15 protein-coding genes and 1 pseudogene are annotated in these 17,608 nt (G+C 64.8%); 4 read left to right on the top strand and 12 right to left on the bottom strand.

Annotation, left to right across the window (positions count from 1 at the left end; genetic code table 11):
- Position 1: 1 nt before the first annotated feature.
- The 4 genes from BKK81_RS05375 to BKK81_RS35160 form a co-directional block, all read right to left on the bottom strand.
- Positions 2 to 2,668 (bottom strand): phage tail tape measure C-terminal domain-containing protein, encoded by a 2,667-nt coding sequence (locus BKK81_RS05375; RefSeq protein WP_071011200.1) that lies wholly within the window; start codon positions 2,666 to 2,668, stop codon positions 2 to 4.
- An 82-nt stretch (positions 2,669 to 2,750) separates the two neighbouring features.
- The gene (locus tag BKK81_RS05370) at positions 2,751 to 3,200 is read right to left on the bottom strand and encodes a hypothetical protein (protein WP_156811119.1); all 450 of its coding nucleotides are present in this window, start codon (positions 3,198 to 3,200) and stop codon (positions 2,751 to 2,753) included.
- A gap of 16 nt (positions 3,201 to 3,216) precedes the next feature.
- Entirely contained in the window at positions 3,217 to 4,590 is a 1,374-nt protein-coding gene (locus BKK81_RS36305; protein ID WP_083383946.1) for an HK97 family phage prohead protease, read from the bottom strand.
- Between the two features lie 870 nt (positions 4,591 to 5,460).
- Positions 5,461 to 5,751 carry a hypothetical protein gene (locus tag BKK81_RS35160; RefSeq protein ID WP_156811117.1) on the bottom strand — a complete coding sequence of 97 codons (291 nt, stop codon included), beginning with the start codon at positions 5,749 to 5,751 and terminating at the stop codon, positions 5,461 to 5,463.
- 635 nt (positions 5,752 to 6,386) lie between these two features.
- Here BKK81_RS35160 and BKK81_RS05360 point away from each other — a divergent pair.
- From BKK81_RS05360 to BKK81_RS05350, 4 genes and pseudogenes are all read left to right on the top strand, one after another.
- Positions 6,387 to 6,653: a hypothetical protein gene (locus BKK81_RS05360; RefSeq protein WP_071011194.1), complete on the top strand. Its 267-nt coding sequence runs from the start codon at positions 6,387 to 6,389 to the stop codon at positions 6,651 to 6,653.
- A 193-nt stretch (positions 6,654 to 6,846) separates the two neighbouring features.
- Positions 6,847 to 6,966, top strand: a pseudogene (locus tag BKK81_RS34050) (cyclic pyranopterin monophosphate synthase MoaC); the annotation flags it as partial.
- A 304-nt stretch (positions 6,967 to 7,270) separates the two neighbouring features.
- Positions 7,271 to 7,696 carry a hypothetical protein gene (locus BKK81_RS05355; protein WP_071011192.1) on the top strand — a complete coding sequence of 142 codons (426 nt, stop codon included), beginning with the start codon at positions 7,271 to 7,273 and terminating at the stop codon, positions 7,694 to 7,696.
- A 58-nt stretch (positions 7,697 to 7,754) separates the two neighbouring features.
- Complete coding sequence (locus tag BKK81_RS05350; RefSeq protein ID WP_071011190.1) at positions 7,755 to 8,279, top strand: YMGG-like glycine zipper-containing protein; 525 nt, start codon at positions 7,755 to 7,757, stop codon at positions 8,277 to 8,279.
- A gap of 87 nt (positions 8,280 to 8,366) precedes the next feature.
- Here BKK81_RS05350 and BKK81_RS05345 read toward each other — a convergent pair whose 3' ends face one another.
- From BKK81_RS05345 to recA, 8 genes are all read right to left on the bottom strand, one after another.
- A complete protein-coding gene (locus BKK81_RS05345; protein ID WP_071011188.1) occupies positions 8,367 to 10,205 on the bottom strand; it encodes a PglL family O-oligosaccharyltransferase in 1,839 nt (612 codons plus the stop codon).
- A gap of 99 nt (positions 10,206 to 10,304) precedes the next feature.
- Positions 10,305 to 10,766 (bottom strand): pilin, encoded by a 462-nt coding sequence (locus BKK81_RS05340; RefSeq protein WP_071016080.1) that lies wholly within the window; start codon positions 10,764 to 10,766, stop codon positions 10,305 to 10,307.
- Between the two features lie 368 nt (positions 10,767 to 11,134).
- Positions 11,135 to 11,830, bottom strand: a complete 696-nt coding sequence (locus BKK81_RS05335; protein ID WP_071011186.1) for a TerC family protein — start codon at positions 11,828 to 11,830, stop codon at positions 11,135 to 11,137.
- A 376-nt stretch (positions 11,831 to 12,206) separates the two neighbouring features.
- A complete protein-coding gene (gene sucD, locus BKK81_RS05330; RefSeq protein ID WP_071011185.1) occupies positions 12,207 to 13,088 on the bottom strand; it encodes a succinate--CoA ligase subunit alpha in 882 nt (293 codons plus the stop codon).
- A 94-nt stretch (positions 13,089 to 13,182) separates the two neighbouring features.
- Complete coding sequence (sucC, locus tag BKK81_RS05325) at positions 13,183 to 14,349, bottom strand: ADP-forming succinate--CoA ligase subunit beta (RefSeq protein WP_071011183.1); 1,167 nt, start codon at positions 14,347 to 14,349, stop codon at positions 13,183 to 13,185.
- A gap of 62 nt (positions 14,350 to 14,411) precedes the next feature.
- Positions 14,412 to 15,083 carry a DUF2889 domain-containing protein gene (locus BKK81_RS05320; protein WP_231907977.1) on the bottom strand — a complete coding sequence of 224 codons (672 nt, stop codon included), beginning with the start codon at positions 15,081 to 15,083 and terminating at the stop codon, positions 14,412 to 14,414.
- 397 nt (positions 15,084 to 15,480) lie between these two features.
- Entirely contained in the window at positions 15,481 to 15,960 is a 480-nt protein-coding gene (recX, locus tag BKK81_RS05315; protein ID WP_071011182.1) for a recombination regulator RecX, read from the bottom strand.
- Positions 15,961 to 16,282: 322 nt separating this feature from the next.
- Positions 16,283 to 17,338: a recombinase RecA gene (recA, locus tag BKK81_RS05310; RefSeq protein ID WP_071011180.1), complete on the bottom strand. Its 1,056-nt coding sequence runs from the start codon at positions 17,336 to 17,338 to the stop codon at positions 16,283 to 16,285.
- Between the last annotated feature and the right edge of the window lie 270 nt (positions 17,339 to 17,608).

The following is a 17,608-nucleotide window of genomic DNA, read 5'->3' as shown; positions in this document are numbered from 1 at the left end:
CTTAGATTTGGCCGTAGCGCATTTGATAGGCGTAGCCGCCCTGCCCACGCATGTTCTGGCCCATGCGCTTGTCAACGAACGCCTGCACGAGGGCATGCAACTGCTTCGCATCCTGTGTGCTGAGTCCCTGGCCGCCGTTGTTGTGGACCGTCACATTGACGCCGCCGTTGCTGTTGCCCCCGTTGGAGGAGTCGCCGCTACCGACGTAGCCGCCCGTAGCGAAGTGCGCAGCGTGGCCCGAGTTGATGGATTCGAGCAGAGGCCGGTACTTGCTTGTCGCCGCAGCGTTGATGACAAACTCGCCGTTAGAGAGCATTGCGGGAATACTGTCACTCGTACCCGTCCCCGGCCCGGTAATGTGGCCGCCCGTGGCGTGGTGTCCCACCTCGCCGCCCGTGCTAAACCCGAACGCCGACATAGCTGCCTTGAGCGCCTGCATTTCCGCCATATGAAGCAGAATCTTCGCCATGTCTTGCAGCAGACTCGCGGTGAAGTCCTGAAAGCTGAACTTTCCGGTAGTAACGAACTTGTCAAGCGCGGATGAGGCTTGCTGCCATGTCGTCGTAAAGGCTTCGCCCATTGCTTGCGCGCCAGTCTTGCCGTCGCCAACAACCTTGCCTACCGCTAGCTTGGCTTGCTCACCGTAGCTTTCTCGGATTTGCTGCTGCTTCTGCAAATGGGCTTCTAGCTGGGCCTCCTGCTGTGCGTACGCATCCGCTGCGATCTGGAGGCGTTGTGCGTACTCGGCCATGTCCAGTTGCGCCGAGTCGTATTGCTCCTTTAGCTTGGCGCTCTCGCTCAGGTATGACTCCTTGAGCTTGAGGCGTTCGGCGTCCGCTTGCTGCTCTGACGGGCTCATAAAGCGGGAGGCGTCTTGATGCTCGTAGCCCGCTGCCTGCTTCTGGACGAGCGCGGCCTGCTGGTCGGCATACTTCTGCTTGGCCTTCGCGCGCTTGTCCTCCTCCCGGAGGAGAGCGTTAGTCACGTCCTGCTCTGACTTAGTCCACGCCTCCCCAATCTTTTGCATTTCGCCTAGCGCATGCTGGCGGGCCGCGATGTCTCGCTTTTGGGAGGCCAGGTCTACGCGCTTCTCCGCAATTACAAGTTCCTCGCGGTAGTACTGCTCATTGATCTGCCGCAGCTTGTCGTAGTACTGCCGGTAGGTCAGCGCGCCCGTGTCGAAGTCGGCTTTAGCCTGGGAGAGGGATTCCCTGCGGCGCGCGTCAAGTTCCGCAATGGAGTTCTTCTGCTCTTGCAGTGCGGCGTTAAGGCCCGACTCGTCACCCTTCTTTGCGCCGTTGCCACCCTTGGCGAAGTCCAGCGGCTTAGCGCCTGTGGCGCCGTGCGCGTGGGCGGGAGGTGCGGTGTCGGACCACAGCTTGCGCATATACTGCGCGTAGCCGTCGCCGTCGCGCTTCATGTTCTCGAAGCCGATACGCGCAGCATTGGCGGCTAGCTTGAACTCGCCTTGCGCACCCAGCGAAACGACAGAAAGCGAGGTTGCGATTGCTTCCGAGAGCTGCTCGAAGCCCACGACAACCGTGCCGATGAGCGTAGCTGCCGACTTCATGATGAGGCCAATGCCCTTGTAGAAGTCCTCAAGCAGCGGCTTTAGTGCAACGTTGTCGCCTAGCGCGTCGGTAAGATTGATGATGGTAGGCAGCAATTGGAGCTTGGCCGTACGCATCATCGCGTCCATCTTGGCGGTCGATTGTTCCATCTGCTCGCGCATGGCGGCGAGCTGGGCTACGGTCTTCCCGCCGATGACGGCGCCGGTTTCGTCGGCTACCTTGCGTAGTTCGTCCAGGCCGGCGCGGCCCCTGTCGAGTAGCGGGATAAGTTGCTCGCCCGCAGCGCCGAATAGCTCATTGGCTACTGCTGCCTTGCTCGCGCCGTCCGCCGAATTGTGGAAGGCGTCCGCAACGCGCGTAAGCAACTCCTCGGGGCTTGCGCTCTTGAGGTCGACCAGGGATACGCCCACTGCCTTGAACGCCGCAGCCGCATCGGCGTTACCGTGCGTAGCCTTGTTCTGCGCTTCCGCGAGAGAGGCGAGGGCCTTTGCGGACTCCTTTGCCTCAATACCGGCAGTGCTGGCGGCGAAGGCCCACCGCTGCACCGCATCCGTGGAAATGCCCGTTTGCTGGCTTAGCTTGCTGATAGTGTCGCCGTACTCTGCAAGCTGTTCGCGCGCGTGCAGCGCGGTTTCTGCCGTAAGCGCGATGACGCCAGCAGCGGCGCCGATAGATAGGGCGGTCTTGTTAAAGATAAGGCCCATTGCGCCCGTGCGCTGGGCCAGCACGAGCAGGGAGCCCGCGAACTGCTTATAGCTTCCCTGTGATAGCTCGTGCCCGAGTACCAGTAGCTCGCGCTGTGCACCCGCAGTCTTGAGACTAAACTCATGCGTGTGCGCGGAGGCAGCGGCAATCTTCTCTACGTAGCTGTCCACAGCGCCGCCGATGCCCTGGGCCTCTGCGCGCAGCTTTGCCATTTCCGCCGTCGTCTTGCCCGCCGTGGCGGCTTGGTAGGCCAGGGCATTAACGGTTGCGAGAGCGGCGCGCTTCTGGCGGTCGGTCGCGTCTTCCGCCATAGAGGCAATTGCCTCGTACTTGGCCTGCATCGTTGATGCCGCCGAGGCAATCGACCGCTTTAGCGCGTCGTTCGACTTCATGGCGCTATCTAGCGACGCCTTGTACCCGGAGGTATCAGCGGTAACGACAACGCTTAACTGCTTGTCTGTCACGTACTCCCCCTTACTTTAGCTGCGCCATGATGGCCGCGAGATTCGCCGCCGCCTCGTCGGCCTTCTTGCGCGCGGCCAGTTCCGCGTTTAGAGCATCCAATTGGCCGTATGCGGCTGTCCGTTTAGCCATCGCCGCCTCGGCGTCGCGCATCTCGTCAACCCCGGCCATCACGCGGCGGGCAGTGCGTTCCTGATCTGCTGTGGCGGACTGTAGGGCCTGCCGGGCCGACTCGATAAGGGCGCGTAGCTTCTGCTCGGAGCGCGCGCGCGCTCCGGCTGCAATCGCTGCACGCAAGGCCCTCAACTCAGCAACAACCCGCTGAATCGCGGGCTCCAGTTGGGGCAACTCGGGCCGCTGGGCGATCTCCTGCTGCACAGGGTCGCCCGCAGATGTGAAGTGGTGATGCACAGCCGTGCCAGCGGGCAACGGTTTAGGTGCGCGCGGTCGAAACAATTTCATATGATCGGGCTCCGGCTTAGGCGACAGTAACGGCAACCGGCGCGCTCATCAGGTGGGCATCGGCGTACTTCGTCACGCGAAGCGCGGTCATGTTCTGATGGAACAGGTTCACGGGGGCGAGCGAGCTATTGGCGGGGTCGCTGTCCAGAATCAGGCTCGCCTCAGTACTGCGCGCTACCTCTTGCGGGCCATCAAACACAGCAGTGCGGGCAGCGTCCAACAGGAACAGCGTACCGACCGGCGCGGCTAGCACGGACAGGGCCGGGAGCGTTTTGTAGGTGCCGCCGCGCGGGCCAATATTCGGGTTGGCCGCGTCTTGCAGCTTCCCGAGCGTCGCGGGGTTGCCAATCCAGCATGCGGTACGCAGGTCTGCTGTGAAAACATCGAATGCAGCACCGACGCTGGCTTGCGCGGTCCCGGCTGCGGCCTGGATGGCAGCGATCACAGCGGCGTCGGTGGCGTTATTTGCCGCATTGGTCAGCACGGCCTCCACCCAGCGCACCACCGCGTCACTGGCGAACGCCAGAAGCTCGTCGCTGAATCCGAGCAACAGGCCGAACCTGCGCATGCCCGACAGCACGAAGGCAGTCCCAGGGGCGGCACCGGGGTACATGTCTTGTTCTGCGAGTTCGACAGCGCACAGATTCTCGGGCTGGGTCAATGTCCGGCGATTCGGGGGCATCTCGGGTGCGCCCAGGTCGGCCAGCATTTGAATCAGGGAGCGTGTTACCTGCGGAGTCAGCGGGGTTACTCCCGATTGCTGTGCGGGGTACACCAGCGCGCTGCCGGTAGCGGTTGCGGCCGGTACGGCGTCCTTCTCCACGCTGGCAGCAAGTACGGCCTCGGCGTGAGACATGCTGATGGCCTTGCGGATCTGATCTGCTACGGTGTTTTTCTTCATATGGTTTTCCTTGGTAGTCGTGTTCTTTGCATCCACGCTCTTGAAAGCGGTAATGGAAGCGTCTGGATTGGCGGGGATAGCCACTAGCGATAGCTCGTGTACATCGCCTTTCGTGTAGCGCGTGCCGCCGTTGCCGAGTGGCTTGGCGTCGAGTGGCCGGAAGCCGATGGAAACGCCCTTGATAAGGCCGCTCTTGACGCTGTGCCATGCTTCGTCGCAACGGTCTTTGACAATGCCGGGCTCGCTCACCTTTGCTATGCGAGCCTTGAACGGCAGGCCCTTGGCCGTTGGGCGACCAAACTGCACAGTGCCGACCGGCTGTGAATGGTCGTGATTCAGCAACAGTGGGGCATCGCCTTGGAAGCTGAGGCCCAGCGGCTCAACAACGTCGCCCACGCGGTCAACCGTGGGTGTCGATGCGACGCCTTCAATCTCGCGGCGGTCTTCTTGCAATGCTTTGATTTCGATGGCTGAGAATGCCTTGTTCATTGTTCTCCTTGGTTGAGTGACTGCGCAAAAGAAAAGGCCCGAGCAGTCGTCGGGCCTTAGTCATTGGTTGGGTCGGTTATGAAGGTTAAGTCCCGACCATCGTATGGCGATGGCCTGGGCGGTTCCTTTGACGGCGGCATGATTACCCGGTAGCTGCCCGGAGTCGTGAATTCCGGCGCATACGCTAGCGGCACCGTGCGCTTGGGCTTACGCCGGAAAAGGCGTGTAAGTAGTGCTTTCATGCTGCCCCTTAGTAGTTGCACTGTAGGTACTGCTCTATAGCCGTCTTAACAATGACGCTCGCTGTGCAGTCCTTCGCGGCGGCAAGCTCACGTACTTGCCTCACCATTTCCGGAGTGGCCCGCGTGCTCAGGACACGCAGCTTGTCATCGGTGTACGGGATCGGTGGCATAGCGCCGTTCCGTGCCATATCTCTCCTTCTGGTTAATAGGTAGACGCATTAAACCGGCCTGCGCCCCTAGCCGTCCTACTATGTCTGTCATGCAACCTTGGTAGCGGCCACTCACTGAATGCGGAGCGGTGGGTTACTCCGTTTGCCTCCCGTGTCGTGCACGGGCCTGCGGGCTTGGCTCGCCCTCCCTACTAGGTCTGCTGACCAACACACGCGTACGTCACATGCGATGCGGCCGAAGGCGAACGCGCCAGCCATTCGGCAGCAACTTCCGCACCTCTCGCAGGGCCGCCGCTGGGTTCCCCGCCGCGTCGGCAACGTCCAAAACAAAGCCGCCCGCCGTCCGCACATTGCGGTACACATCGAAGCCGTAGTGATTGAGGGTCGCAATGGCAGCTCTGAATTGCTCGGCGGTGTAGTTCGAAACTTCAACGTGTAGTGTTCTCACTCGTGTTCCCTTACAAAGTCGCCGTGCAGGCTGTCGTTACGGTGTAGACGCCCGCGCCCCTCGGCGTGAGCGGTCGATTGAAGGCCGGGCCAAGGCGGTTTGCATCGCGGGTAATGTCGCTGACGCTAAGACCCACAGGCGCGTTAGCTTTCGCGGCGCGCGCCTTGAGCAGATCGCGCTGCGCACGGAGCATTGCCTTAACGGCTCGCTCCGCGCCTGCGTCTTTGGCGCGCTTCTCGGTGGCGTGTGCAGCAGCGCGGGCGGCGCGGCGTGCTTTGCTGATTTCTCGGGTGTTTTGCATGAGAGCCCCTAACAGGTAACGTAAGGAGACTCGGGATCGAATCACCTTACGTAGCCTCCAGCTACGTCCCGAATGGCTCGGGCTCGTTAGGGTTCTTTTGTTTTACTTGGTACGTTCGGGAGTCGGTAACTACAGGGCATTGCGCCCCCGTCCCTTTAACTGCTTGCGATACTTACCAAGACTCCGGCCCGTTCTGTGCGAGGACTACCTACTTGTCCGGAGTTGCTACGTTGTTCTCCTGGCTCAATCCCGGGAGGTGGCGCGGTAGCGTTCTTTCCTGCTCGGCTTAGTTTTTCGTGCCAGCGTCGCACGCCGCTTGTTTGCTTCTTGCGGTTATCGCAGCCTGCCGGGTTCGTCTACTTGCTGCCCACCTGGGCTAAGCGTTCGTCGCGTTTCGGTGTCGTGCTGCGATGGATCGAATCATACACAAGAGATATGTATCTCAACAAGTATGGACGTGTAAGGGTAAACCCTTATTTATGGCTAAATTTTCGGTAGAGAATTCGCATCCTCTACAGTGAGATTAGTATCTCGTATAATTCAATCTCACTATTGAGAGGGCAGGAATGAGCGAAGGGAAGCAGCCGCGACGCGCAGGGAAGCCTATGGGGCGCCCGAAGGGTGAAGAAACCAGAATGCTGCACGTTCGCGTGCCCGTTCGCATGCTGGACCAGTTGGAGACACTGCAATTCGTCACGAAGCGCAAGACCTCCGACGTTGTGCGGGCGTCCCTAGACATGTACATCCAAGCAAACGGAGAAGTCCTGATCGCTGTAGCCAAGGCGCGCGGCGGGTGGCCGAAAGAATCGCCGCAACCGGGGAGCGTGCCACTATCCTTTACGCGGGAAGAGCTAGAAGCGGCGGAGGAAGTAGCAAAGCAAGACGAGCAAGACGCAGGATGATCCATCACCGAAGCGACTACCCTCGAATCCGACGCGAAGGCATCCCGACAACGATCACAAGACCTTAGACTTACATCCGGCCGTGGCGACGATATCCGCTCCAATTTCGCTCCACTGCGCTCCAATTTTTCAACCGGATTGGGCAAAATCTATAATTAGAAACTCCGTAAGTAGCTGATTTATAAGTAGTTTTTATGTCGCGCTGCTGACCATCTATGACATGTGCAAGGCGGTGGACCGGGGCATGGTGATGGGCAATGTGCGGCTGCTGGAAAAGCATGGCGGCAAGTCGGGGGACTGGGTGGCGGGCTGAAGGCGGCCGCGCCCAGACTACCCCGGACTACCCAGACGACTCCGGACGACCCGGATCATTCCGGGCCATTCCCGATCATTCCGGCTCACCGCCCGCCTGCGCCCGGGCGGTGAACGCGTGTGGCGTGGCGTCGGCGATTCTTAGCGCTGATGTCACAGGCTTACAACATCACAGGCCGCTCTGTAATAAGCGTAACGGCCCATTTCCACGCCATCAGGGGCGTGGGCTTGCGCGTTAAATTGGTATTCAATTCACATCGGGAAAGCCGCACCACGCGGTGCCCTGAGATACCAAGGTAAGCAACATGAACGCGCGAGATCTCGGCCGCATCGGCCTGCTTGCCGCCGCGCTGGCGGCTGCCGCAGGGGCCAGCCTGCCGGCCCAGGCCCACGGCTGGTACGGCCGCGGGCGGGTCGGCGTCGGTGTCTATGTCGGGCCCGGCTTCTACCCTTACCCTTATCCGTACTACTACCCCGGCTACTACTACCCGCCCGCGGTGGTAGCGGAGCCGAGCGCGCCGCCGCAGTATATCGAGCAGGGTGACGTCGATCCCGCCGGCATCCCGCCCGCCGCGGCCGGCGGCGCGCCGGACCAGGGGCCATCCTACTGGTACCACTGCAGCAAACCCGAGGGCTACTACCCCTACATCAAGGCCTGCCCGGGCGGCTGGCAGCAGGTGCCCGCGCAGCCGCCGTCGAGCCGCGCCGACGGCGCCCCGCCGCCGGCCTGACCAGCCTGATCCCGACGGAGCACCGCGCACGCGCCGTCCCCATGCCAGAGGAATCGCCATGAAAGCCCTCCCCCTTCTCGGCCTGCCGCTTGTGGCACTGGCCCTGAGCGCCTGCACCGTGATGCCGACCGGCCCGAGCGTGATGGCGCTGCCCGGCACCGGCAAGAATTTCGACCAGTTCCGCGCGGACGACGCCAGCTGCCGCCAGTTCGCCTATGCGCAAATCGGCGGGGTGAGCGCCGACCAGGCCGCCGCCAATACCGCGGTCGGCAGCGCCGTGCTGGGCACGGCGGTCGGCGCGGCCGCCGGTGCGGCCTTCGGCGGCGGCCGCGGCGCGGCCATCGGTGCCGGTGCCGGCCTGCTTACCGGCTCGGCCATCGGCGCCAACAATGCCTACTACTCGGGCTATGGCAGCCAGCGACGCTACGATGCGGCCTACGTGCAGTGCATGTACGCCAGCGGCAACAAGGTGCCGGTCTACGGCAATATGGCGATCCGCAGCGCGCCGCCGGCCGGCGCCGCCTACTACCAGCCCGCGCCGCCGCCTCCGCCGCCGGGCTACTACGCCCCGCCGGCCTACTGAGCCTCGGCGCACCCGGCATATCGACCTGCTGAGCGCCGGCTGCCGGCGCACGGCGGGCCGGCGCTGCCGGCGCAATCGGCGGCCCGCTCAGTCTTCCTGGTGCGAGGCGGCCTGCTTGCGCACCCAGTCGCAGAAGGCCTCCGGCCGGTCCTCGGCGCGCACGCCGGTACAGGCCTTGTTCACGGTGGCATACTGCGCCGCCTCATCTCCCGCGTAGTAGAAACGCAGGCGCATCAGCCAGACTCGCGCCTGCGCCTCCTTGCCCGTCAGCGCCATCAGCCACGCGGTGCGCGCGATCATCTCCGGCGTCGGCAGCAGGTGCACGGCGGCCAGGTGGCCCGGCAACAGCGCCGCCGCATTGGCCGGCGTGATGCGCGCCAGCTCGGCGCGCTCGGCGCCGGCATGGGTCTGGAACCAGAAGCGCGGCAGCGGCAGGCCGGCACGCTTGGCGCTGCCGGCATACTCGCGCGCCTCCAGGCGCCGGTAATCCTGCCACATGGTGGCCAGTACCACGCCGGCCGCCAGCACGAACAAGGCCGCCGCCAGCCGGCGCGCGGCGCGCGGCGGCTGCCAGCGCACCAGGCCGGACGGCTCGAGCCAGGCAATCAGGAAGCAGAACGGCAGCAGGAAGTAGGCATAGTGCAGCGGGTATTCGAGCATCGAATGCGCGCACAGCATGGCCAGCCAGGTCAGCGCCAGCAGGCTCTGCGCGCGTTCGTCGGCATCGCCGCGCCAAAGGCGCGCGCGCACCACCCGCCACAGCCAGCCGGCCAGCACCAGCAGCACGCCCACCGTGCCCACCAGCCCCGTCTTGGCCAACAGGTCCAGCACGGCATTGTGCGCGTGCAGGGACATCTCCGCCGTCACCCCGACCAGCGCCAGCTGCTCGAACTGGGCCCAGCCGAACTCGCCCCAGCCCACCCCCAGCCAGGGGTGGGAACGGAACATGGCCCAGGCATGCGTCCACAGCGCGCCACGCGAAGAGATCTGGTCGGCCGCCTGCAGTTGGGCGATGGTGTCGAACAGGTTCCAACCGAAGGCCTGCCCCGCCGCCTTGACCAGGGGCTGCAGCACCAGCAGGCCCGCCACCAGCGCCACCGCCGCGAACAACAGGCCGGCCGGCCGCGCCAGCGGTCCGGCGCGGCGCGCGCTGGCGCCCAGTCGGCCACGCTCGCCATCCATCGCGCCCGCGCGCGCCAGCCAGGCCATCAGCAAGGCGCACAAGGTCGCCAGCCCCACGTGCAGCACGCCTGTGCGCGAGCCGGACAGTACGATGCCGCTCTCGAGCAGCAGCGCCGCCGCCAGCCAGGCCGGCGCGCCCAGGCGGCCGCGCGCGGCCAGCCAGACCGAGGCCGCCAGCGCCAGCCCCTCGACCGTGGCCTGGTGGTTGGGCTGGTTCAGGTTGCCCCACAGGCGGCGGTTGTCATCGTAGAAATAGGAAGAGACCAGGCCCAGGCTACCCGGCTCCAGGTGGAAGACCTGCGCCCATTGCGCCAGCGTGCCCAGCAACCCCGCCACCAGCCAGGCGGCGGCCAGCGCATCGAGCAGGTGGCGGCGCCCGTCGCGGCCCGCGGCCTGCCCGTAGCGCCAGGCGGCCAGCATCACCACCGCGCCCAGCGCTAGCGCCAGCTGCGTCAGCAGGCGGCTGCCGGTGATGTCGGGCATGCCGGCGGCGGCCTGCAGCAGGCCGGTCAGGATCAACCAGAGGGGGAACAGCGCGGCGATGGGCAGCAGCGGCGCCTCGCTACGCTGGCCGGCGCGCGTGGCGAGGCTGCACAACAGCCAGGCGCTCAACGCGAACAGCAGCAGCGAGGCCCATTCGCCGTAGAAAGTAGCGAGCGGCAGGGTATGCCGGGAAACCAGCGGGGGAAACGCGACAGCGAGGAAAACGGCTAGGGCCGGAAGCGAGAACCTGAGAGGCGGCATGCGGGTGCCTGGTGGGGGCAAAGGCGCATGATAGCTTGGGGGGTGGGGAAAGAAAAAGCGCCCCGGGTGGGGCGCCTTCTTCCAATGCTTACAAGCCTATCAGACGCCCGTCTGTTGCTTCGTGCAACCATTGCCCGACGTAGCGCCGGTCCACTTGATCTGCGTCGGGTCCGTAGTAACAGGCGTAAAGGTCACGACGCACGCGGTCAACTGACCCGAGCCGGTGATGGTAAGTGCCGGAACAGTACCATCCCAAGCAACGGTACCATTTTTCGGTACGGGCAACGAAGGATAGCCAACGGCCGTGTTCAGCAGAGCTGCCGTCGCGCACTTCGTCATATCGCCACTGTTTTCCTGCAGGCACTGTCCAATAGCGATCTTCGTTGATGCGATCGAAGCAATGTTGTCGGCCCAGCGCGCGCGCGTCACGTAGTCCTGATACTGCGGAATCGCAATCGCCGCCAGGATACCGATGATCGCCACGACGATCATCAGTTCGATCAGCGTAAAGCCCTTCTGGGCACGGCGGCCCAGCTTCTTCAGTTGTTGTACGCGTTGCATGGTGATTTGACCCCTTGAAGGTATTTTCCCGATGTGATGAAACATCGTGTTTCATGTGATGCGGGACATATAAAGCAGTCTTCATGCCAGCCTTTTGGAGGGTATGTGAAGGCACGAAGTGACAATTTTCGGCAGTTGGGCGGCCGATGGCTTTGCGCTGGCGCAAATTTTGTCACCCAGGCTGACAGGCTGCGGCAGGCAATGGAAGCGCCGTTTCGATCAGAAACGAATCCAACTGAAATCCGGCGCCTCCCGGGCAGCGCGCCGCTCCCCGCTCCAGCAGAAAAACGGGCGGCCGCATCGCTGCGGCCGCCCGGAACGACGGCGCCCGGGCTTCACGCCCAGTCGCCGCTGAGAGGACGGGTCGGTCAGGCGGTCTGTGCGCCGCGGCGCTGCAGCAGCTTGCCGATCAGCACCACCAGCACGGCGCCGACGACGCCGAACACGAGGTGGGCGTGCGGCACGTTGGCCTCGAACCAGGCGGCGTCGACCGGGTCGCTGACCAGCATCTCGCCGGCCAGGTAGCCCAGCAGGGCGGCACCCAGTACGATGATGATGGGGAAGCGCTCCATCACCTTGAGCAGGATGGTGCTGCCGAACACGATCAGCGGGATCGACAGGCCCAGGCCCAGCACCAGCAGCATCAGCTGGCTGCCTTCGGGGCCCTTCTGCGCGGCGGCGGCCACGGCCACCACGTTGTCGAGCGACATCACCAGGTCGGCGATCAGGATGGTGCGGATGGCGGCCCAGATATTGTCCTTGGCATCGTGGCCGTCCTCGTCATCGTCGCCGGTCAGCAATTGCACGCCGATGTAGACCAGCAGCAGGGCGCCGACGATCTTCAGGTAGGGCAGGCTCAGCAGCTTGACGGCCGCCACGGTCAGCACCACGCGCATGATGATGGCGGCGGCGCTGCCCCAGAAGATGGCTTTCTTCTGCTGGGCGGGCGGCAGGTTGCGCGAGGCCAGGGCGATCACCACGGCGTTGTCGCCCGACAAGACGATATTGGTCAGGATGATCGATCCCAGCGCGATCCAGAACGCGGTGGAGGACAGCAATTCCACGGTGAAGCTCCTCGGTTTCTATGACTTGGTGTTGATGGATAACGACAGGTCCGCGCGCTGGCTCGGCGCGCGACTGCGGCATTTCGGATGTCTGAAAATTCAGACATGGAGATTTACCGTATGAACCTTTCGATTAGGTTTCAATCAGGATACCAGCAGACCTGGGAGATACCCTAGTGTCCTGGGTCTCAAGTGCGTTGAGCCGCTTTGTCTGGCGGGAAGTCGTGCAAGGCCGGGGCGTCAAGGACAACGGGATTGCCTCCGCCAGAATGACAATGCCCCCGCATGGGCGGGGGCATTGCATGGCCGGCCGGGGCCGGCGGTCGGTGCCGGCGCCGCGCGGGGCGCGGCGGGACACCGGGAATCGGACGCCGAATTACAGCGCAGCCTTCAGCAGGCGGCCCATTTCGGACGGGTTGCGCGTGACCTTGATGCCGCACGCTTCCATGATTTCCAGCTTGGCCTGGGCGGTGTCGGCACCGCCCGAGATCAGCGCGCCGGCGTGGCCCATGCGCTTGCCCGGGGGCGCGGTCACGCCAGCGATGAAGCCGACCACCGGCTTCTTCATGTTTTCCTTGATCCAGTAGGCGGCGTTGGCCTCGTCCGGACCACCGATCTCGCCGATCATGACGACGGCGTCGGTATCGGGATCGTCATTGAACATCTTCATGACGTCGATGTGCTTCAGGCCGTTGATGGGGTCGCCACCGATGCCGACGGCCGACGACTGGCCCAGGCCCAGCGCGGTCAGCTGGCCCACGGCTTCGTAGGTCAGCGTGCCCGAGCGCGACACCACGCCGATGCGGCCCTTGCGGTGGATGTGGCCGGGCATGATGCCGATCTTGATTTCGTCCGGGGTGATCAGGCCGGGGCAGTTCGGACCGAGCAGCAGGGTCTTCTTGTTCTGCTTGCGCATCTTGTCCTTGACTTCCATCATGTCGCGCACGGGGATGCCTTCGGTGATGCAGACCACCAGGTCGAGGTCGGCGTCAACGGCTTCCCAGATCGCGGCGGCGGCGCCTGCGGGCGGCACGTAGATCACCGAGACGGTCGCGCCGGTGGCGTCCTTGGCTTCCTTGACGTTGGCGTAGATGGGGATGCCCTCGAAGTCCTCGCCGGCCTTCTTCGGGTTCACGCCGGCGACGAAGCAGTTCTTGCCGTTGGCGTAGTCGCGGCAGCCGCGGGTGTGGAACTGGCCGGTCTTGCCGGTGATCCCCTGGGTGATCACCTTGGTATCTTTGTTGATCAGAATCGACATGCTGTAATCCTTTGCTTGGCTTCAGGCAGCGCGCGGGCTCAAGCCCCGGCGCGCCGCGTGCGTTCGCGAATGGTTGGCGTGACTGCGCGGCTTGTTACTTGCCGGCGGCAGCGGCCACCACCTTCTGGGCAGCCTCTTCCATGGTGTCGGCCGCGATGATGGGCAGGCCGGAGTCGGCCAGCATCTTCTTGCCGATCTCTTCGTTGGTGCCCTTCATGCGGACCACCAGCGGCACGGACAGCGACACGGCCTTGGAGGCGGCGATCACGCCTTCGGCGATCACGTCGCAGCGCATGATGCCGCCGAAGATGTTGACCAGGATGGCCTTCAGGCCGGGGTTCTTCAGCATCAGCTTGAAGGCTTCGGTCACCTTCTCGGTGGTGGCGCCGCCGCCCACGTCGAGGAAGTTGGCCGGCTCGCCGCCGAACAGCTTGATGGTGTCCATGGTGGCCATGGCCAGGCCGGCGCCGTTCACCAGGCAGCCGATGTTGCCGTCCAGCGAGATGTAGGCCAGGTCGAACTTCGAGGCCTCGATTTCGTTGGCGTCTTCTTCATCCAGGTCGCGGTAGGCGACGATTTCCGGATGACGGAACAGGGCGTTGGAGTCGAAGTTGAACTTGGCGTCCAGCGCGATGACCTTGCCGTCGCCGGTCAGGATCAGCGGGTTGATTTCGGCCAGCGACGCGTCGGTTTCCCAGAAGGCCTTGTACAGGCCTTGCAGGGCCTGGCGGGCTTGCGCCACGCTGGCGTCGGGCACGCCGATCTTGCGCGCGATATCGTCGGCGTCGGCATCCTGCAGGCCGGCAGCCGGGTCGATGATCAGGGTGTGGATCTTTTCCGGGGTGTGGGCAGCGACTTCTTCGATGTCCATGCCGCCTTCGCTGGAGGCCATCAGGGCCACCTTTTGCGACACGCGGTCCACCACCAGCGAAACGTACAGTTCCTTCTTGATGTCAGCGCCTTCTTCGATCAGCAGGCGGTTGACCTTCTTGCCTTCCGGGCCGGTCTGGTGCGTGACCAGTTGCATGCCCAGGATGTTGCTGGCGTAGGTCTTGACCTCGTCCATGCTCTTGGCAACCTTGACGCCACCGCCCTTGCCGCGGCCACCCGCATGAATCTGCGCCTTCACGACCCACACCGGGCCGCCCAGGGTTTCAGCGGCCTTCAGGGCCTCGTCGACCGAGAAGGCCGGAATGCCGCGCGGAACCGGCACATTGTATTTGCGCAGGATTTCCTTGCCTTGGTACTCATGGATATTCATGCGTGTTTCCTTTCGGGTAGGCGTAAGAGGGAAAGTGTTGATGCGGGTCCGCGGCGCCGGCGTCAGCCGGCGGGCACCGTGGACCTGCCGGGCGTGGACCGCGTTTCGCCGGATTCGCCGGCTTCGGGCCGCGGCACCGTGGGAGTCTGCGCCCCCTGGGGCCCGGTCTTCGGTTTCGGCTGGTAGCCATACCAGCGCGGATAAAACTGGCGGACCACCTCGCCCTCGAAATGCAGGGCATGGCAGCCGTGCAACTGGTAGGGGGGATCGGTCCGGGTATCGTCTTCGCCATCGCGGATGCTGATGACGTCGCCCGCGAAGGCCTGGATGGCGGTGGTGGGCAGCACTCCGGCCAGTTCGGTCAGGTGCGTGCAGCCGGCCACGCTGCCGAGGCGCTCGCGCACAGCCTTGCGGAAACCCTTCATCAGGTTCAGGCCGATCAGCTTGCGGTAGGCGGGGCCGATGGTGTCGCAATGGCCGGGATAGGGCACCCAGTCGGAGCAGGCGTCGGCGTCGACCACGTTCATGCGCAGGTCGATCGTCACGCGCAGCCACAGGTCATGCAAGGGCTGGCCCTCCGGGCGCACGCGGCCGCCGGCCAGCTCGATCTCGCGCGGCTTGGTGTCGGTCAGGCGCGCCTCGATGTCCCACAGGCCATCTTCCCTGAGATAGGCCTCGGCCGTGATGGCACGGCGATGCCGCAGGGCGCGGTTGACGGGCGGGGAGAGGGGCATGAAACCAGGCTGAAGCGAGGACAGATGGACGGCAGAAATCGGACGGCGGAGCCGAAAAACCCGAGGAGTTTAACATGCCGGGCCGCATTGGCCGGGAACTGCGCGCAGGTCGCGCTGTCGGCGCGCACATTGGCGCACCGCGGCCGCTACCCGGCCATCCGCGCCACACCGGTCGCACGGCGAAGCCCGGCGCGGCATGCCGGGCGGACAGACGCCCAGCGGCAGGCGGTATCGCCGGCGGCCACTTGCACATCGGCGCGTACTGGCGCGTACCGGCGTGCACAATACACCTGCCGGCGTCATAGGTATTTCCCAGCAGACATGGATGGAAGGACCGGAGCCGGACAGCTGGCTGGCTGGCGGCTTCCCGCCACGGCGTTCCGGCAGTCAGGGGCAATCAGTCGTCCCCTGGCCACTCATCGGACGGCTCATCGCCCTGCCCCGCGATGACCTTGCCGATCACGCTGCGGGAAAAGCCCCGCGCCATCATGAAACGGATCTGCTTGGCCCGGGCCTCCGGCGACTCCGGCGCCACGCCGAAGCGCTTCTGCCAGACGGCACGGGCGCGCGCCAGTTCGGTATCGGCCAGCCGCTCCTTCAGCGCCTGCAACTGCTCTCCGCCCAGCTGGTGGGTCTTGGCCTCCTGCATCACGCGCGCCGCGCCATAGCGTGCCGCGCGCCGATGCACGAGGCTGTCGACGAAACGGACATTGGACAGCCAGTTCTCGCGCTCCAGCGCGTCCAGCAGTTGCTCGACCTCCTCGGGCGACTCGGCATGCGGCGCCAGCTTGCGCGCCAGTTCGGCACGGCTGTGCTCGCGCCGCGACAGGTAGCCGATGGCACGGGCCTTGAGGGAGAGCGGGGGACGGGTGGACATGGCTGCGGGGCGGGATGCCCGAGGCCGGGCAGCGGAAGGAAGCGGAGGTTGGATAGAGCGGCTGCAGCGATTTCAGCGGTGGCAGCGGTGGCGGAAGGCGTGCCGGCTCCGCGTGAGGCCGCCTCCAGCGGAATGCCACGCGGAGGGCATCGCGAAGGCACTGCAAGTTACCCAGAGGTACAACAAAGGCACAGCGACTAAGGTACAACGAGGGCACCGGCAAGGCCGGCGCCCTCGTGGCAGCCCGGCTCAGGTAGTCCGGGCAGGCAGTCCGAGGCATGACAGCCGGCGATGCGCGCCGCCCGACCGCCCCGGCGCCGGCTCATTCCTCGAGCGCCGCGACCGCCGTGCCGTTCAGCGGGGCCACGCCCAGCGCCACGCGCACCTTGTTCTCGATCTCGTTGGCGATATCGGGATTCTCGCGCAGGAATTCGCGCGCATTGTCCTTGCCCTGGCCGATCTTCTCGCCGTTGTAGCTGTACCAGGCGCCCGACTTCTCGACGATCTTGGCATCCACGCCCAGGTCGATGATCTCGCCCTGGCGGGAGATGCCCTGGCCGTAGAGGATATCGAAGAAGGCTTCGCGGAACGGCGGCGACACCTTGTTCTTGACCACCTTGACCTTGGTCTCGTTGCCGATCACGTCGTCGCCCTTCTTGATCGAGCCGATGCGGCGGATATCGAGGCGCACCGAGGCGTAGAACTTCAGCGCGTTGCCGCCGGTGGTGGTTTCGGGCGAACCGAACATCACACCGATCTTCATGCGGATCTGGTTGATGAAGATCACCAGGCAGTTGGTGCGCTTGATGGTGCCGGTCAGCTTGCGCAGCGCCTGGCTCATCAGGCGGGCCTGCAGGCCGGGCAGCGCATCGCCCATCTCGCCTTCGATTTCGGCCTTCGGCACCAGCGCGGCGACCGAGTCGATCACGATCAGGTCGATGGAGCCGGAGCGCACCAGCGCGTCGGCGATTTCCAGCGCCTGCTCACCGGTGTCGGGCTGCGAGATCAGCAGGTCGCCGACATTGACGCCCAGCTTGCCGGCATAGTTGACGTCGAGCGCGTGCTCGGCGTCGATGAAGGCGCAGGTGCCGCCCAGCTTCTGCATCTCGGCGACCACCTGCAGCGTCAGCGTGGTCTTGCCCGACGATTCCGGACCGTAGATCTCCACCACGCGGCCGCGCGGCAGGCCGCCCACGCCGAGCGCGACGTCCAGGCCCAGCGAACCGGTGGACACGACCTGGATGTCCTGCTCGACGTCACCGTCGCCCAGGCGCATGATCGAGCCCTTGCCGAATTGCTTCTCGATCTGGGAAAGCGCCGCGGCAAGCGCCTTCTGCTTCTCCGCGCTCACGCCTGCACCCGCCTTCTTGTCGTCCATGGTCGTCCTTCCGTCAATGGTGTATAAATAGGCCGCATGTGGCGCGGCGCCTGGTTTCCGTGCGTGCCGCGCCGGCCCGCCGGCGCATCCTGGCCCCGGCGCAGGCGCCAGGGCGATCCCGCTCCCGCGCCGCCGTCTTGCCGGGCGCCGCGGGGCACCGACCCGGCAGGACCGCCAGGCCATGCCGCCCCGATGCCGGTCCTCGCCGAACGTGCGAGTACTGTATAAAAAAACAGTATGCTTGGCAAGCCCCGCCCGCGCCACGGACGC

The sequence above is a fragment of the Cupriavidus sp. USMAHM13 genome (genome assembly GCF_001854285.1).
Classification (GTDB): domain Bacteria; phylum Pseudomonadota; class Gammaproteobacteria; order Burkholderiales; family Burkholderiaceae; genus Cupriavidus; species Cupriavidus malaysiensis.
This window is presented reverse-complemented; position numbering and strand designations above follow the sequence as displayed.

What these genes read in the sequence shown, in the direction of transcription:
- BKK81_RS05375 (WP_071011200.1), bottom strand. Translation starts at nt 2,668, where the DNA reads ATGAAGTCGAACGACGCGCTAAAGCGGTCGATTGCCTCGGCGGCATCA.
- BKK81_RS05370 (WP_156811119.1), bottom strand. Translation starts at nt 3,200, where the DNA reads ATGAAATTGTTTCGACCGCGCGCACCTAAACCGTTGCCCGCTGGCACG.
- BKK81_RS36305 (WP_083383946.1), bottom strand. Translation starts at nt 4,590, where the DNA reads ATGAACAAGGCATTCTCAGCCATCGAAATCAAAGCATTGCAAGAAGAC.
- BKK81_RS35160 (WP_156811117.1), bottom strand. Translation starts at nt 5,751, where the DNA reads ATGCAAAACACCCGAGAAATCAGCAAAGCACGCCGCGCCGCCCGCGCT.
- BKK81_RS05360 (WP_071011194.1), top strand. Translation starts at nt 6,387, where the DNA reads ATGCTGCACGTTCGCGTGCCCGTTCGCATGCTGGACCAGTTGGAGACA.
- BKK81_RS05355 (WP_071011192.1), top strand. Translation starts at nt 7,271, where the DNA reads ATGAACGCGCGAGATCTCGGCCGCATCGGCCTGCTTGCCGCCGCGCTG.
- BKK81_RS05350 (WP_071011190.1), top strand. Translation starts at nt 7,755, where the DNA reads ATGAAAGCCCTCCCCCTTCTCGGCCTGCCGCTTGTGGCACTGGCCCTG.
- BKK81_RS05345 (WP_071011188.1), bottom strand. Translation starts at nt 10,205, where the DNA reads ATGCCGCCTCTCAGGTTCTCGCTTCCGGCCCTAGCCGTTTTCCTCGCT.
- BKK81_RS05340 (WP_071016080.1), bottom strand. Translation starts at nt 10,766, where the DNA reads ATGCAACGCGTACAACAACTGAAGAAGCTGGGCCGCCGTGCCCAGAAG.
- sucD (WP_071011185.1), bottom strand. Translation starts at nt 13,088, where the DNA reads ATGTCGATTCTGATCAACAAAGATACCAAGGTGATCACCCAGGGGATC.
- sucC (WP_071011183.1), bottom strand. Translation starts at nt 14,349, where the DNA reads ATGAATATCCATGAGTACCAAGGCAAGGAAATCCTGCGCAAATACAAT.
- BKK81_RS05320 (WP_231907977.1), bottom strand. Translation starts at nt 15,083, where the DNA reads ATGCCCCTCTCCCCGCCCGTCAACCGCGCCCTGCGGCATCGCCGTGCC.
- recX (WP_071011182.1), bottom strand. Translation starts at nt 15,960, where the DNA reads ATGTCCACCCGTCCCCCGCTCTCCCTCAAGGCCCGTGCCATCGGCTAC.
- recA (WP_071011180.1), bottom strand. Translation starts at nt 17,338, where the DNA reads ATGGACGACAAGAAGGCGGGTGCAGGCGTGAGCGCGGAGAAGCAGAAG.